The sequence below is a fragment of the Desulforhopalus glucosivorans genome (assembly GCF_054397165.1).
The window spans coordinates 2258036-2275108 of the sequence record NZ_AP044854.1; the positions used below are offsets into that span (position 1 = coordinate 2258036).

The window sequence follows — 17073 nt, forward strand, 5'->3', positions numbered from 1 at the left end:
CCTGTAGATTCCACTAACTACCTTATGGGGTAATAAATTCCTGATAGAATTCAAGATCACTGGTCGTTCCACCTCTGAGCCCCACAACCTTGCCAGCAAATTTTTGTGCCTGTTGAAGATTACTATCAACGGACAACCGTTTTTGTAGGCCATGAATATACATGGAACTAAAGGCATCCCCTGCCCCCACAGTATCGACAAACCGAGCAACCTTGTCAGGGATCTGGTGATACAACTCCCCTGCCGCTGTTCTGACAAGTGCGCCCTCTTCTCCCTGGGTAACAATAAGTTGTTCTATCTCATATTTGGACTGAACCTCACTCATCAGGTCTTTGACATCTGCACTCCTGGAAGCAAGCAACTGCAACTCATCCATGTTCATCTTGACCCAATGGGCACTTTCAAGCATTCGATATAGTTCTTCCCTCTTCCACCATGGCGAACGTAAATTCACATCGAAAAAAACTTGCAAACCCTTATTTTTGATGAGTTTTTCATAAGCCTTTCGAGAAGGTTCGTTACGTAAAGAGAGGCTACCGTGATATAAGATTCCATCCATCACCTTCTCAGGTAACTCTTCTGCCGATATAAAATCATACGCGCTGTTATTTACTATATTATAGCTCGGCTCATTATCCTTAATTATTACCTCAACCTGGCCGGTGGGATACTCTTCATCCACCTGTATGCCGGATATATCCATCCCCCACTGTTTCATTGCCTCCAGCACCTGTGTGCCATATTCATCCCTTCCAACTCTTGAGATAAAATGAGGGTTATCTCCCAGTGCATAAAGATGCCAGGCCAAATTAAAAGGAGCGCCACCAAGTACCGACTGCCCGTCTGGAAAACAGTCATACAGGACTTCGCCTACAATATAAATTTTATTCATTTCACTCATTTCAGCTCCAACCTTTTACCCACTTCAGGTATGTAGTGTACAACTCCCTGCACAACCCCTGCTGAATAATTGCCACCAAGGCTATACGTAGTATCCTGCGCCAGATAGAGAGAGTCCACATTACCATTTTCTTTTGCCAACTCTACTGCCTGCTTTTGTATCTCCGGGTGGGCATTAGCAACTAAAATCGAATTAACATGGCTACCTAGAACCAGCAGGTCGTTACCACTATCCCCTGAAAAGATTGTTCTTGATAAATCATATCCCAGTTGTTGTTGCAAAAACAAAATTGCGTGCAGTTTCGTGGCATTTCGAGGAAGGATATCCAAGAGTCCAACCTCGGCCTGCTCATCAATACTCAGAACTAAACTTGCCAAGACACCACACACTTCAAGCTCTCTCGCAGCCAAACCTACAATCTTTTCATGGTCACTACCCATTGGGAGATAATAGCTCAGTTTATAGTCACTCTGTTTAGTCTCTTCCTGTAACGTAAGATCAGTAAAGTGACTGAGAAGTTTCTTTAGCTCAACATGACTTTTTCCACGCCAGTCTCTTGAAATTTGCTCCTGCCAGGAAGACATCTCCTGCCAGTCACCGTTCGTATTTTCGTAAATTTTACTCCCCACATCTGTAATTGCATAGGCAGGTATGGGCAGGCTGTACTCTTCTATGGCGTCTTCCACCAACTGCAGATGTCGCCCGGTAACATACACAAGTTCAACCTCAGGCAGGTGACACATCTGTCTAAAAGTATCCCTTGCCATGGGGTGTTCGGGCTGAGATCCATTGGGGATAATGGTCCGATCCATGTCGGTACAAATGAGTAATTTATTCACTTCCTTCACTCCCAGCTATTTCCATGGGATCTTTACAGCTACCGAAAAAATCATAATACTCAAGGGCCTCCAGAATCCCCCCTGCATTAGGACGTTTTGAAAAATAGATCCTATCTATATCGTCTAACTGGGACAACTCTTCTTCATGGCGGTTAGCAACCACAGCAGCGAGTGTATTACCACGCATCATATCTTCATCAGCCCCAGATCCGCCGGCCACAAAGACAGATTCCAGTGGGAGGCATAATTGTTCAACCACATAACGCAGAGCCATCCCCTTTGAGGCCCTGAGGGGAAGAATATCAAGAAACTGGCCAAACGCCGTTTGGATGAAGAAGGATAATTCCTCACGGTGCAGTAACTGTTTAATCTCCTCGACATCAACCTTCTCAGGATCAATATAATAACTGATCTTAAAACTACTCCGATTAACAAGGGGCTGACTTTTAAGGCCTGGCATATCAAGCAGAAGGGACCTGATTTTACGGGGAGACCACTGATAATCAATATGTTTTGCCCACGCCTTATCAGCGACTAGTTTTGGTGCGTGATAGATCTCCGTACCGCTGCTGGTGATAAGCACATCCGGTTCAGGGATTTTATGTTTTTTCATCAATTTAAGAGCAGAATCAAGCCTCCGCCCTGTTGCAATGATGAAATAACTGCTGGTTCGATTGACCCTTAGAACAGTGGCCAGCTCTCGAAGGGATTGGTCCTTACCAATCAGGTTATGGTCAAGATCACTGACAATAGCACGATCACGATAGAGACCGGCACGGGGTTTAACTGGTATGCGTAAAAGTTCCTCTGACCTTTCGGCAATGGGTTTCACCACTGTGAAATAACGTTTGGCATGGGCATCCCAGGAGTAGTTTTCTTTAACTCCAGAAAGGCCATCCCTGGAGTATTGCTGCCATAACGATTTATTTCCTAAAAGTTTAATTAAGGCTTCAGATATGGTTTTTGGCTCCAACGGATCAATAAGAAAACCATTATTACAGTTGCCAATAATATCACGGGGACCACCATCTTCTGTGGCCACAATGGGTAAACCAGATGCTGCCGCCTCGATAAGTGTTAAGCCAAATGGCTCTGTGAGTGCTGGATTGACAAAAACACCACCGGAGGCTGCTGCTATCCGGTAAATCATCGATACCTGATCCCGGCGGTGATGCTTAGGCAGGGTAACCGTACCATAGAGATCGTAACGATCTATTGCTACCAGTAATTCGTAGAATACCTCCTGGGCACTGTCTTCCAACTCATCTATATCATCCCGATTCCCTGCAATTATTATGAGATTAGCAAGTTTTTGAAGCTCCGCAGATAAACCAAAGGCTTCAATAAGAGCAACGATGTTTTTACGACTATCCGGCCTTGAAAGAGCAAGAACAATTGGTTTCTTGGGATTTTTCAAATGTCTTGTCAGTTCATCAAAAAATGGTGTTGTTAATTCTTCACCTGTCGACGGAGTGAACTCATTCAGATCGGTGCCCGGTGGAACGACCCTCATCTGATCCGGCTGATAGTGGTCATATAACTCATATTGCTCAGCAATTTCCTGCCGGGTACTAGTGATTACCCTTTCTGCAGTGGCAAGTGTCAGTTCTTCAGCCTCAATACGCCTGCTCATATTAAAGCGGGTCTCAATTTCACCTGCACTCAGTCCACTTGCAAGAAGTCGACTGCGTTTAACCCGGCCAAGGGAATGACCGGTATGAATTTGAGGGACTCCGAGTAAACGTGCAAGCCTTGAGCCGACATAGCCAGCATCAGCATAGTGGCTGTGTATGATATCTGGAAAGCAGTCATTCTCACGAAAGAATTCAGCAAGGTTATCCGTGAAAAAATCCAGGTGATCCCAGAGTTCTTCTTTAACAAGATACCCTTCATGTCCGGCATCAATACGCACTATTCGAAGACTATCAGAGAATTTTTCTATCTGCTGTCCATAGTCATCAGAGACATTTTCATCCACAACACGCTGGGTAATCAGATCCACCTTAGCAATACCTGGAAGTCGGGCTAAGGCATGGGCCAGCTCGACGACATAGAGGGTCTGCCCCCCCGTATCTGAATCTCGGCCTAACTCCAAATCGTTCCAACGAATCAAACCGTGTATGCTTAACAGTACAATATACAGTCCATCTGTTTTTTGAATCATTGAGTCGCCTTGTTTATTCCTCTATTTTTTCAGCATTAACTCCTTTAAAGCCAAACACATTACCTGACAGTGAAACCTATCGACATTACATGGCAAAATCAATACTTTAAAAAAAAATGCCCGCTCAGACATATCTGGCGGGCATTTTTTCAGGTAATTCAGGTAACAGTCAACGGGTGACTGTGTTCATTTGTTGAGCATTAAGAGTCAGATAAGATGAGCGCTACTCCAACTCCTCTATGGCTAAACCACCGCCAAGAACCTTATATAAGTTGATCTGATTGACGAGTTGTTGCCTTTGGGTCTCAATGGCACCTTGCTGGGCCGTAAAGAGGTCTCGCTGGGCAACCAGAACATTTAAATAGTTGTCGATTCCCTGACGGTACCGATTAAAAGAGAGGTCATAGCTATCCTGGGTTGCAGCCACAAGCATCCTCTCTGCCTCAAGTTGCTTGCCAAGAGTTTCATAGGCTGCGAGCTCGTCTGCGACCTCACGAAAAGCTGTCTGCACAGTTTTTTCATAGGCTGTAACTGCAATTTCCTGATCTATTTCGGCAACCTTAAGGGTCGATTTATTAAGCCCTGCATTAAAAATAGGCAGGGAAAACGAAGGCCCAAAGGTCCAGCCCCCACCTTCAAAAAGATCACCAAGGTTTTCGCTTGCAAAACCGACGGAACCGGTGAGGGCTATCCGTGGATAAAAATTTGCCCGCGCAGCTCCAATATTAGCTCCAGCACCACGAAGAACATATTCAGCCTGTTTAATGTCTGGTCGTTTCAGCAGCACCTCTGATGGTAGACCGACGGGGAGGTCCTGCAGCAGTGCAACACTCCCTAAATTATCCTTGAGCGGGATTCCTGACGTATCACGCACACCTAATAATAAAACAAGGCCATTCTTATCAAGCTGAACTAAACGACGAAACCGAAAAAGATCAGCCCGAGCGGTTTCAACTGAAATACTGACCTGTGCAAGATCAAGCTTTGTTGAAAGACCAAAATCATAGCTTTTCTTAATAAGATCATAGCTTTTGTTTTGGGCAGCCAATGTATCCTTTGCCAGATTATAGTTTTCCATATCGGTCACGAGCTGCAGATAGGTCACAGCAATTTCCGAAATAAGCGATATGGTCAGACTTTGTTGTGCCGTTTCAGTCGCCAGGTAACTATTTAACGCAACATCACTCAGACTCTTGATGCGTCCAAAGAAATCAAGTTCATAATAAGGTACGGCAAGTCCCACACGATACAGCTCAGAAGTGGACTCGCCGTCAAAATACCCCTGAAGATCAGCAGCAGCATCACCATTTACCTTGGGATACAGGTCTGCTCTTTCTATATCATAGGTTGCGCGCGCTCTATCAATATTAAGAATTGCCGTTCGCAGGTCTTTATTGTTTTCAAGACCGAGTGAGATAACAGTCTGTAGCTCTTCTGATTTATAAAACTCTTTCCAGGGGATATCACTTGCAAGTGTAACCTCAGTACCTGCTGATTCTTTTATGTCTGAAACCTCATTCCAGGTTTGCAGCGTCATATCCTGGGGTTGTTTATAGTCTGGCGCAAAAGCGCATGACGAAAGCAAGCTACACCCCAGAAGTAGAGTAAGATATTGTTTTTTCATCTATTTTCCTTCATCAGTTTGCTGAGCCAATTGAGGCGATTTTTTACTACGTAATTGAGAGAGTTTTTCAAACAACACAAAAAAGAGGGGTACGAAAAATATCGCAACAAATGTCGCAGTAATCATACCGCCAATCACCGCAATACCAATGGCGTTCTGAGAAGCAGAACCTGCTCCTGTTGACTTAGCAAGAGGTAGAACACCAAGGGTAAATGCCATAGAGGTCATAATAATAGGTCGAAACCTCAATTTTGCAGAGGTGGTAGCGGCCTCAAGTACGTCCATACCACCATCGTGTAGCTCTTTTGCAAATTCAACAATTAGAATTGCATTCTTGGCACATAAACCAACTGTGGTAAGAAGCGCTACCTGGAAATAAATATCGTTACTCAGACCAAAAACAGAGGTGGCTATAATAGACCCCACAACACCTAGCGGCACCACAAAGAGCACTGAAAATGGAATGGCCCAACTTTCATAGAGTGCTGCAAGGCTTAAGAAAATAATGATAAGAGATATCGCATACAGTGCGCCAGCCTGGGAGCCTGAAAGCTTTTCCTCATAGGAAAGACCCGTCCATGCATAGTTGATTCCGCTGGGCAGAGTCCCTGCAATTTTTTCCATCTCCGCCATGGCCTCACCCGTGCTTACACCCGGGGCTGGCGCTCCCTGAATATTCATTGAAGAATTACCATTAAATCGTTCAAGACGAGGGGAACCATAGGTCCAATATGCGTTGACGATACTTGCAAAGGGAACCATCTCACCAAGCCCGTTTTTCACATACCATTTATTAATATCATCTGGCTGCATACGGTAGATGGCATCACCTTGAACATACACCTTCTTGATTCGGCCGCGATCAATAAAATCGTTTACATAACTCGACCCCCATGCAGTGTTCAAGGTTGAGTTAATCTCACTAATGGAAACCCCAAGAGCCCGCGCCTTTTCCATATCTACATCAAGTTGATACTGCGGTACATCATTAAGTCCATTAGGACGAACACCCACAAGTTTCGGGTTTTGGCTGGCCGCACCCAAGAGTTGATTCCTCGCGGCCATTAATTGTTCATGGCCAAGACCTGTCTGGTCAATAAGCTGAAAATCAAAACCAGAGGCATTACCAAGAGCAAGAATCGGAGGAGGATAAAAGGAAAAAATCAGAGCATCTTTGTACGGTGCCATAGCGCCCATGATACGTCCGGCAATGGCCTCCATGGATTGATCGGGATTTGTACGACTGTCCCAATCCTTTAGCATAATAAAACCCATACCGGCATTTTGGCCATTTCCAGCAAAGGAGAAGCCACTGACTGTCAGGAATTCTTTAACATTAGCATCTTCTTTTTCTAATAAATACTTTTCAAGAAATTCCATCGCCTCAACTGTTCGTTCAATAGACGCACCAGCCGGAGTTGAAACCATGGAAAACAGTACACCCTGATCCTCATCCGGTAGAAAACCGGTGGGGATTTTTTGAAACATAAAAAAGAGACCAGCGCAAATTAGACCGTAAACCACAAGAGATCTCTTCATCCTCCCAGCCATATACCCCGTAGAAGAATGAAATCCATCCCTTGATTTATTGAAGTATTTATTAAATAAACCAAAAAATCCGGTGGTTTTTTCTACATGCCCCTTCTTCACAGGTTTAAGCAGAGTAACACAAAGGGTTGGGGTGAAAACAATTGCGGTTAAAACCGACAGAGTCATTGCAGAGACAATCGTAATGGAAAACTGTCTATAGATAGCACCGGCCGAGCCACTGAAAAAGGCCATGGGAACAAATACAGCAGATATTACCATGGCAATACCAACGAGAGCCCCGGTAATCTGATCCATTGATTTTCTGGTTGCCTCAAGGGGTGAGATCCCCTCCTCACTCATAACACGTTCAACATTCTCCACAACAACGATGGCATCATCCACCAGTAGTCCAATAGCAAGCACCACAGCAAACATGGTGAGCGTATTGATGGTAAAACCGAAAACATTGAGGATGGCAAAGGTACCAAGGAGTACAACCGGTACTGCAAGTGTCGGAATAAGTGTGGCCCGAAAATTCTGAAGAAAGAGAAACATTACTAGAAAAACCAGAATAATGGCCTCAATCAGTGTATGAAAAACACTCTCAATGGAGATCTCAATAAATGGCGTTGCGTCATAGGGAAAACTATACTCAACACCTTCAGGTAAGAACTCGGCAAGTTCAGCAATTTTAGCTTTAACAACTTCTGCAGTTTCAAGAGCATTAGCGCCCGTGGCAAGGCTAATTCCAAGACCAGTAGCAGGTCGCCCAACATATCGCACGATGGCTGAATAATTTTCTTCCCCAAGGGCAACGCTTGCGACATCGCGGAGGCGAACCTGAGACCCATCTGTATCAACACGCAGAATTATGCTTTCAAATTCTTCCACCGTTTTAAGGCGGGACTGTGCCAGAACAGTGGCGTTAATTTCCTGGCCTTTTACTGCTGGAAGACCTCCAATTTGCCCTGCAGATACATCAATGTTCTGCTCACTAATAGCCTGGATAACCTCATTAGTGGTAAGCTGGTAGCTATAAAGTTTATTTGGGTCGAGCCAAATACGCATAGCATAAGGATCGCCAAAGGCCTGTACACTACCTACACCCGGTAAGCGGGAAACGGTATCTTTAATACTTGATGCTACAATATCAGAGAGGTACCCCTGGGTCATCTCCCCATCTGTTGAGAAAAAAGATACGACAAAGAGGAAACTTGCTGACGATTTTTCTACAACAACACCCTGTGCCTGTACTGAAGCAGGGAGAAGAGGTGTTGCCGTCTGAACCTTATTATTCACCTGTACCTGGGCAATATCAGCATCCGCTTCCGGCTCAAAGGTGACAGTAATAGTAACAAGCCCCGAAGAATCACTGGTTGATTTGAAGTAACGAAGATTGTCAATACCTGTCAGGCTCTGCTCAATTACCTGTGTAACACTATTTTCAATTGTAGTAGCAGAGGCACCGGGATAAAAAGCGCTTATGGTAACCTGTGGTGGAGCAACCACCGCAGGATACTGCTCAATGGGCATAGATTTAATTGTGATTACGCCGGCCAGCATAGTCAGGATAGCAAGCACCCATGCAAAGACCGGTCGATCAATAAAGAAACGAGACATATTGTGTCCTTTTAATAATAGGGAGCCTTTCTATTAATTGTTATTTGCGGCAGGGGTAACAACAACTGGTGTATTGGGACGAAGCTTCTGAAAACCTTCTGTAATTATAGTATCACCCACATTAAGACCTTCAGTCACAATCCAGTTATTTTCATGGCGTTCCCTGGCGACAATGGGGACCAGTTGAGCAGTCTTATTATTATCGATCACCCATGCTCTCATTTGTCCACCTGATCCAAGAATCCCAGCCTTTTGCGGGATGATTATGGCATCAACAGTATCAAGGAGCAGGGTTGCTCGTACAAAAAGGCCAGGGAAAATAAGCTGATCCGGATTTGGGAAGATGGCGCGAAGCTCAATACTTGAGGTTGTGGGGCTAACAGTTACATCAGAAAATTGGAATTGCCCCTGGTGCTGATAAATATAACCATCACCCAAATCCAGGGAAACCATTACCTTATCGGTATTTTTTGATTTATTACGAAGACTTATGACTTTTTTCCGAGCTTCCTGCATATCCACATAAATTGGATCAAGTTGGGTTACCGTTGCAAGAGGATTGGATTGATTTGCGGTAACAAGGGCACCTTCAGTGTAGCTTGACTTACCAATCTGTCCACTAATTGGTGAATATACCTTGGTGTAGTTCAAATCAATTTCAGCAGACTCAATAGCAGCTTGAGCAATTGCAACTGACGCCTTTGCATCGAGTAGAGCAGCTTTAGCATCATCATAATCCTGTTCACTGACCACGCTCACCTTAAGCGATTCACGATAACGCGACTCTTTGGCAGATATTGACGCAAGGTTTGCTTCAGCACGCAACAGATCCGCTTTCACCTTGTTATAAACAGCCTGGTAAGGTGCTGGGTTTATTTGATAAAGCTGTTGCCCCTGCTTTACCATACTACCTTCAGTAAACAATCGTTTAGTAATAATACCTGTAACCTGCGGCCTGATTTCCGATACCTTATAAGCCACTGAACGTCCAGGAAGATGTTGAGTGAGTTGAATTTTGGTTGCTTCAAGTTTAATTGCTGAAACGGGAACCGCACGAGGGGCTTGTTGCTGCGGTTGCCCATCGTCTTTTGCTGCGAAAACGGGTTCAGCGCTTATCATAAACAGTATGATAATGGCTAGGCTGCATAAAAAGGTCTTTTTCGTCATGTTAAGTGTCCTGATATTTTAATGGATATAATTACGCCAAAATTTTGCTATGATTGGAAAATCAATTACCCGCGAGATTACGTGTCTTCATTACTGAACCAAACGACTATTGTTGCTAACAAGAGCATACTCGCGGCCAGTTGCACGCCGTCTTTTATGTTATCGAAGAACTTCATAACCATGGGGCTGGATATATTATTGTAAGACATTTTATCCTCTCATTGGTTGACTTATCTTGTTAAACTGGTTGAAGTTGTTGCCATACAGAGTGGGATACTAGACCAAATTCTTTAAGATAACGTGCAAGGCTTACCCCAAAATCACTTTTCTCCCACTTGATATCTGTGGACGTCCAGATGAGGTGAAAACTCACATCACTCTCTACATTTTTCATCCGATAGGTTTTGATCTCGGGTTGAGAAGTTTGTTTTCTCTGATCGTGTACCCTTGACATTAACGTCCTACAGAATTCTTCTGACAGGGTAGTTGTTCCCCTTAGCGAGATGATTTCTACTATGGACATCACTTCTCCTTTTCTCAAATAATGCACTGTTGCTCAACCATCTTTGACTGAACCAAAGTACAACGAAATTTTATTCAAAAGAGTTAAGCGAATATCGTGCCACTATTAACATACTATTACTTTCAGTTACTTAAGCAAAAGACATCTAGAAATGTGTGATATATGGCACCTGAACAGGTGTCACATATCACACCTTCAACAAATAAGTGCCATATACGGCACACAGGACTCACATAAGGAAATAAAACCGGGGAAAAGAGTGTTGCTTCTCTCATTGCGCCACAATCTTTGAGAGAATAATTTATCGAAAGTACCGTAGTGCATCCCTCTTCCTGGAAATGGCGTAACTTTACAGGGAGACATGAACCACTAGGCAGAAAAAAAGTAAATCAGTTACTCTACACTTTTAAAATCATCGTTCCTCTCATATTTATCCACTATACGCCTGATATCCCCGTTCGCTTTAAGCTCACCAAACGCTTTGTCGATAGCTGGAAGTAACTTTCTATGCTTTGAAAGCTTGCTCATCATCAAGTGCATACTTGTAGGTCCGAACCTTGCTGCAGTAACCTGAATTGAGTCTTGTAAATTGTGCTCTCTTATCACATCAAGGCTTGGAGCCAATACGTCTATTATAATATCTGCACGCTTGAGGGAAAGAAATGGAAAGATTTGTGATTCCCTATTCAAATATATTGTTTGAATACCATAGGCATCTATATTTTTTTTATGCCAACCGTTCCCTGCATTTGTCACAGGTATAATTTCGAGACGTTTTATGTCATCAACAGTTCGTATTTTTTCTATCTTTTCAATGAGAGGATGGCCTTCGTACGTGAATACATGGAGATAAAAATCGTAGAACACGTTTTGAGATTTATCGGAGTACTTTAGCCGCTCTTCTGATGGCATCATGATTGTAAAATCAATCTTTCCAAGCTCAAGGTACTTCTGACACCTTTTCCAGGGAAAAGTTTTAAAAACGACCTTGTAACCCAATTTCTTTTCGAATATTTCCTCCAGTATCTCAGCATAAATACCTCGAGGTTCACCATCTTTCGAAAGGTAATATATAGGCTTCCATGGGGTATATCCAAAGGTAATTGTCTTGATAGTTTCATCAGCATTTACCCCTGATGAAATCCCCAATATGAGGCATAAAGCTGACACAAGAAAGATATTTCTCAAGTTCACCTCATTGTTGCATGAAAGGGTTAATGTAAGTAAAGGACGATGTGTAATAACATATAACACTATTTTGCCATCCCCTTGAACGATTTATCCTGATAGAAAAGTTGAAGATTACTGCTATCAATAATAAACGACAGTAAAAACATGGCACATCTCAGCCCACCTTTACATCTCGCCCATAGGGAATGTTCAATTTTTGCATCTTATTTCTAAGGGTGGATGGGTTCACTCCCAATAGAGTTGCTGCTCCATTTTTACCTTTCACCTTGCCATCAGCCATTTTAAGGACTTCCAATATATGTTGTCTGGTAACATCATCAAGCAAAATAGGCCCCTTGGGCTTATTATGTTCAACCTGTTTTTGATTGATAGGTGAAGTCGAGTCCAGGCTACTAAACTCTAAATCTCTGCTTGGAGTTTCAAGCATATTGCGAATAATTGTGCGTTCAACAATATTTTCAAGCTCGCGAACGTTTCCCGGCCAGTGGTAGGCTTGGAGTCTATCAAGGGCCCCAGGAGCCAGAACTGGTTGCTTGCGCAAATTCATTTCCTGTCCCTTTTTCTCTAAGAAATATTGGGTTAGAGCAAGAATATCTGACTTTCTCTGACGCAAAGGAGGAATCGTAATTGGAAAAACATTAAGCCTAAACCAAAGATCCTCCCTGAATTGTCCCTGATCAATCATTTGAGGCAGATCTCTATGGGTAGCGGTTATAACACGTATATCCACAGGAATTGGACTGTTCCCGCCCACCCTTTCTATCTCTTTATTTTGTAAAACCCGAAGCAGACGTACCTGGGCTGTTTGTGGCAACTCGCCTATTTCATCTAAAAAAATAGTTCCTTTATCCGCCCTTTCAAACAAACCTCTTTTAAGGGACAAGGCCCCTGTAAAGGCACCTTTTTCATAACCAAACAGTTCACTATCAATTAAGGATTCGGGTATCGCACCACAATTAACTTTTATAAAAGGTCCACCTGCTCTGGGAGATGAGTAGTGTATTGCATTGGCAATGACCTCCTTGCCAACCCCAGTTTCTCCCATGAGCAAAACCAAACTTTTTTGGGGAGCGATTTGTCTGACCATTTCCATTACATGCTTTAAACCAAAATCGGAACCTATAATTTCATCTCCTGCAATACGATGTAATTGCCGGTTCAGGTACTGATTATCGTCTTCTAACAGCTCTTTGAGCTTTAAGACTTCCTTGTGCTGTAGATGATTTGACAATGCAATCGCCGCAGGATCATGAACAAGTTTTAGAAGCCGTTCATGTTCCTTGCTATACTTATCATGTCCCCTGGCAGCAAAAGCAAGGACACCTAATTTTTGGTCATCAACGACAAGCTTGAGAACAAGAACAGACACCTCTTTCACATCCATTTTTTCTAAGACAATACGGCCCAAAACATCGTCTTTCAGCCGATTTAAAATTTCGGAAGCGCCATCACCTTCATTCTCCATTGCTATAACAGCTTCACTTGAAAGATTTACAGGCGTAGTAGGTAGTTGCATGTCAGGTGTTCCAACGGATGCTATGTTAACAATGGTTTGAGTCCTAGAGTCGTAAATACTCATACCAACACTATCTACAGGCATATAATGCTTGAAAAAATCTAACGTTAATTGCAAAACTTTATGGAGATCTAAGCTGCCACAGATAATTTTTGTGGCCTTGTGAAAAAAAGCCATATCACTATTTTGCATCTCATATTTCCTTATCTATTGAGCCTTTTGCAAAAATAGGATTTTCGTCCAAGATCAAGGCCTGTGAAAATTTTACCACAGGCATATCGTTAATATTCCTGTGATAAAATTTTGAACAAAACGAAGATATTGGGCGCAAAGACACTTTTGCAAGTGGCTCTATTGGCTTTAACATCCTTACAACTGATACAATCACTAGACGGTGCTTTGAAAAATTAGGTGATTCGTTCAAATTCGAGACGCTTGAAAAATACAACCGATTACATGCTATCCTTTCTCTGTATAGATTCAATTTTTTTCATATAACTGCCTAGCATATCCGCTTCGAATTCTTCATTAGTCGCATATACTCTGCCAAAAACTGGTTGCCACAAACTCTCGTCTTCCATACACATGTAAAAAAAGACCTTCTCCTTCCAATTATCAGGGAAGGCATTATACACAGTAGAAAATAGATCTTTTTTAATATCAAATGGGTAGCTAAGCTTACCACCAATCTCTTCCATGGGCATCTGTAAGATTGAGCTACTCAGAAAACGTTGTCGAATACGCTTTAGGACAGGCTTAATAAATGTAAGCGTTCCTAAAGAAATCATAACCACCTCTTCCGGTTTAAACATTTCGGTTAACCTGGAGACAATGTCCCTGTAGTCGTTCTGCCACCCTTCATACCACACCATTGGATGCAGATGAAAACCAACTGGGCTGTTTTTATCTGCAAGTAATCTGGCACTTTCTAATCGTTTATCGAGACCTGCCGCACCTTTTTCTTCATGGCTGATTACAATCGGTGGATTAAGCGACCAGGTAAAAACCATATTGGGAGGTGGTTGATGCTCAAGAAAATATTCAACCCGACCACTTTTAGATTTCATCTCCAAAATTACGTTAGGATGTTTTTCAGCAAAATGCTGGAGAGACTTATGTAAACCAAACCTATTTCCCCACATCAGGGAGTCGGAGGATTGGCCTGTTCCAATATGATATATTTGATCGGGATCCAGGTCCAACTGTTCGAGGTGCAAGTCAATATCTTTAATGAAGCGCACCTGATTATTATGATAGAACGACTGAATAGAACAGTAACTACAGTCAAAACCACATTGCTGGACCGCATCAAGAGTTTTAAGATTACAGCACCTGGTTTTCTCTGATGCAACAGGACACATTCCCATGATATTGCCGCTAAGAGGAGTCTCTACCAGCTGCTCTGCCGGGAACTTTCTTTCTCCAGTATTTGCTGGGATCTTGCTGTCGTAGACTTTCTCCCTATTTTTGACCTTGTCATACCCGGCCTTTATCTGCTGAAAGATTATTGCAGCAGCTTTCTTCCCCCGTGCCTTCGCAACTGCATCCGGAATATAAAATTGCTCAGGCGAACCGGCATTCCAACACACCATATCCGCACAGTATTCGGTGATCATCCTCAGCTGCTGATAGGAAAGCAGCCAATTTTCTGCAAGCAAAGTGAGCCATTCCTGCTGCTCTATGTCAAGCTTTTCAAATAGGGGGATTGAATCAAATTTAGTCTGTTTCATTACTTCAAATCGCCCTAAGCAGGCCCTGGCTAAAAAGCATTATAATTCAAACATCTTTAGGATGTATGACTTCCAGTAAGAAAACTCATGCACTAATATAGTATCGCCCGCAAAAAATTCCATTTGAAATCAGAAGATTTTTTTGACCGGCCTATTATCCGCTTTTATAGAGCAATGCAGAAAGTGATCAGAAGTAAAAGCAGGACTGATAAGCCCTACTTCAATTTTTTATGATACGATTGAAGGTACCTTGCGTGTGGTTGGATTAATTGGCAAGTTCATTGAAGCGGCAATGTAGTAACAGGTCACCATCTTCATGGTCTATGGTAACCTTGTAAGGCAATGTTTTAAAGAGATTAACCATCGCCTTATTCGTAGGGATTGTGTAAGCGACAAGACCTGCAAAACCATTTTCCCTCGCTGCTTCTGCAAGTTTTTTCATAAATATAGTTCCCAGGCCTTTTCCCTGGAAATCTTCGCTGACAGAAAAAGCCACCTCGGCCATGTTATCACCGGTAAGTTTCAAACTCTCTGCTACTGCCACAATCCGTCCAAAATCGACATCTCCAGCCACAGCAACCAGGGTCAAATCATTTATATAATCTATGTGAGAGCGATTTTTCATATCTGCCCGTGCAAAAATAGTTTTCTCGCTAAAAAACCTCATCAGCACATCATCTTTGGATAGGGTGTAATAGTGTTCCTGAATTTGACGATCATCAACTGGTTTAGCAGGACGGATAGTGACTTTTTGCCCATTGAACTCCAGGGTTTCTTCCAGACGTATGGGATAAACCGCCCGTGATGCTTCTCCCAGTGTCCTTTCAGTGTCAATAAATCCTAGCTCCTTGGCATCCTCCAAAAGGGATTCTCTAAAGTCTGGATGCGCTATGCTAATCATTGCGATTACACGCTCCTGAAGACTCTTTCCAAACAGATTAACACAGCCATATTCAGTGACGATATAGTGAACATCACCCCGTGGAACAACGACTGGGTCATCGTTGAAGGTGGCAACAATGCTCGACTCCAGACTATCTTTTAACCCCCTGGTTGAATAAAGCATAATGATTGATTTACCTGCAGGTGCGCGCCTTGCCCCACGAACAAAATCCGGAATACCAGAAACGCCTGCAAACCTAGTTGATGCAGATGCCTGTGCAGTAACCTGGCCTGTAAGATCCATCTTACTTGCAACATTGATAGAGATCATTCGGTTATGTTGAGAGATTACAAAGGGGTCATTGACATAATCTGATGGGTGAAACTCGACAGCTGCATTATCGTCGAGGAATTCATAAAGATTTGGGGTTCCAACGGCCATCGAGGCAACCATCTTCCCTTCATTAAGCCCTTTTTTCTTATTTGTAATATTTCCTCTGGCGTATAACTGCATAATGCTGTCGGTAAGAAACTGCGAATGGACGCCAAGATCGTTTTTATTCGATAGGGTTTGTACTGTAGCCTGGGAGACTGCATCAAGGCCTATTTGCAGGGTTGAACCATCCTCTACCAGTTTGGCAACATGATTACCTATCTGTTGTGCCACTTCAGATGAGACCTTGTCCGGTAGTATTTCCAAAAGATCCTCTTCATGTTCAACAAGTAAATCAACATCATTTACATGGATAAAGCTTTTACCCATCACTCGCGGCATTTTCGGATTCACCTGGGCTATAACAAAACTTGCCGATCTTGCCGCAGCCAAGGTCACATCAACGGAAATACCAAGGCTCATCCAACCAAAATCATCCGGTGGGGAAACCTGAATCAACGCGATATTCAGTGGGAGTTTTCTTGTGGTAAAAAGACTCGGCGCATCGGACATATTCATTGGGGTAATAAAGCGTTTTTGTTTGGCCAGATTTCTTGAATTCGCCCCTCCAAGATAGATGGTTCTGATATTAAGATTGGTATCCTGGGTTTTATCTGCAATGGCGGCAAGGGACGCAGTTTCCCGACCAAGTAAACGAACAATCTCCAGTCCACTAAAATTATTTGATTTCAGAGCGAGTTGCTGCACAAGCGCCTGGGGTTCCCCGCAGCCTGAGCCGATAAATACCCGATGCCCAGAGCGAATTTTCTGAATAGCTTTTTCAGCGTCTACCCGTTTTTCCAGATACGCATCTGCCCAGTACTTGGATTGTGTCATATCCTGCTCCGTTTGCTTTTAATTGTGGTTTCACAATAATTACGTTAACGTTCACGTTAATTACAATATCATAGTTTTTCAAAAGCATCTATACTTTTTGAAACGTCCGTGACTAT

Annotated in this window: 11 protein-coding genes; all 11 read right to left on the reverse strand. The window is 43.0% G+C overall.

What is annotated here, in order from left to right:
• Positions 1 to 22: 22 nt before the first annotated feature.
• The 11 genes from ACX6CI_RS09740 to ACX6CI_RS09790 all read right to left on the reverse strand — a co-directional run bounded on the left by ACX6CI_RS09740 (position 23) and on the right by ACX6CI_RS09790 (position 16957).
• Complete coding sequence (locus tag ACX6CI_RS09740) at positions 23 to 901, reverse strand: carbohydrate kinase family protein (protein ID WP_458777971.1); 879 nt, start codon at positions 899 to 901, stop codon at positions 23 to 25.
• Positions 898 to 1740 (reverse strand): HAD-IIB family hydrolase, encoded by an 843-nt coding sequence (locus ACX6CI_RS09745; protein WP_458777972.1) that lies wholly within the window; start codon positions 1738 to 1740, stop codon positions 898 to 900. Before ACX6CI_RS09745 ends, ACX6CI_RS09740 begins: the two co-directional genes overlap by 4 nt.
• Positions 1733 to 3904, reverse strand: a complete 2172-nt coding sequence (locus ACX6CI_RS09750; RefSeq protein WP_458777973.1) for an HAD family hydrolase — start codon at positions 3902 to 3904, stop codon at positions 1733 to 1735. The genes ACX6CI_RS09745 and ACX6CI_RS09750 overlap by 8 nt, the downstream gene beginning before the upstream one ends.
• 223 nt (positions 3905 to 4127) lie before the next feature.
• Entirely contained in the window at positions 4128 to 5528 is a 1401-nt protein-coding gene (locus tag ACX6CI_RS09755; RefSeq protein WP_458777974.1) for an efflux transporter outer membrane subunit, read from the reverse strand.
• On the reverse strand, positions 5529 to 8678 hold the full coding sequence (locus ACX6CI_RS09760) for an efflux RND transporter permease subunit (RefSeq protein WP_458777975.1): 3150 nt from the start codon (positions 8676 to 8678) through the stop codon (positions 5529 to 5531).
• Between the two features lie 33 nt (positions 8679 to 8711).
• A complete protein-coding gene (locus ACX6CI_RS09765) occupies positions 8712 to 9845 on the reverse strand; it encodes an efflux RND transporter periplasmic adaptor subunit (protein ID WP_458777976.1) in 1134 nt (377 codons plus the stop codon).
• Positions 9846 to 10083: 238 nt separating this feature from the next.
• A complete protein-coding gene (locus tag ACX6CI_RS09770; protein ID WP_458777977.1) occupies positions 10084 to 10368 on the reverse strand; it encodes a hypothetical protein in 285 nt (94 codons plus the stop codon).
• A 393-nt stretch (positions 10369 to 10761) separates the two neighbouring features.
• Complete coding sequence (locus ACX6CI_RS09775; RefSeq protein ID WP_458777978.1) at positions 10762 to 11556, reverse strand: substrate-binding periplasmic protein; 795 nt, start codon at positions 11554 to 11556, stop codon at positions 10762 to 10764.
• 157 nt (positions 11557 to 11713) lie between these two features.
• Complete coding sequence (locus ACX6CI_RS09780; RefSeq protein WP_458777979.1) at positions 11714 to 13267, reverse strand: sigma-54 interaction domain-containing protein; 1554 nt, start codon at positions 13265 to 13267, stop codon at positions 11714 to 11716.
• Positions 13268 to 13527: 260 nt separating this feature from the next.
• Positions 13528 to 14805: a spore photoproduct lyase family protein gene (locus ACX6CI_RS09785; protein WP_458777980.1), complete on the reverse strand. Its 1278-nt coding sequence runs from the start codon at positions 14803 to 14805 to the stop codon at positions 13528 to 13530.
• 265 nt (positions 14806 to 15070) lie between these two features.
• Positions 15071 to 16957, reverse strand: a complete 1887-nt coding sequence (locus ACX6CI_RS09790) for a GNAT family N-acetyltransferase (RefSeq protein WP_458777981.1) — start codon at positions 16955 to 16957, stop codon at positions 15071 to 15073.
• Positions 16958 to 17073: the final 116 nt, after the last annotated feature.

Coding starts and splice junctions, on each gene's coding strand:
- ACX6CI_RS09740 (WP_458777971.1), bottom strand. CDS start 901: ATGAGTGAAATGAATAAAATTTATATTGTAGGCGAAGTCCTGTATGAC.
- ACX6CI_RS09750 (WP_458777973.1), bottom strand. CDS start 3,904: ATGATTCAAAAAACAGATGGACTGTATATTGTACTGTTAAGCATACAC.
- ACX6CI_RS09755 (WP_458777974.1), bottom strand. CDS start 5,528: ATGAAAAAACAATATCTTACTCTACTTCTGGGGTGTAGCTTGCTTTCG.
- ACX6CI_RS09760 (WP_458777975.1), bottom strand. CDS start 8,678: ATGTCTCGTTTCTTTATTGATCGACCGGTCTTTGCATGGGTGCTTGCT.
- ACX6CI_RS09765 (WP_458777976.1), bottom strand. CDS start 9,845: ATGACGAAAAAGACCTTTTTATGCAGCCTAGCCATTATCATACTGTTT.
- ACX6CI_RS09770 (WP_458777977.1), bottom strand. CDS start 10,368: ATGTCCATAGTAGAAATCATCTCGCTAAGGGGAACAACTACCCTGTCA.
- ACX6CI_RS09780 (WP_458777979.1), bottom strand. CDS start 13,267: ATGCAAAATAGTGATATGGCTTTTTTTCACAAGGCCACAAAAATTATC.
- ACX6CI_RS09785 (WP_458777980.1), bottom strand. CDS start 14,805: ATGAAACAGACTAAATTTGATTCAATCCCCCTATTTGAAAAGCTTGAC.
- ACX6CI_RS09790 (WP_458777981.1), bottom strand. CDS start 16,957: ATGACACAATCCAAGTACTGGGCAGATGCGTATCTGGAAAAACGGGTA.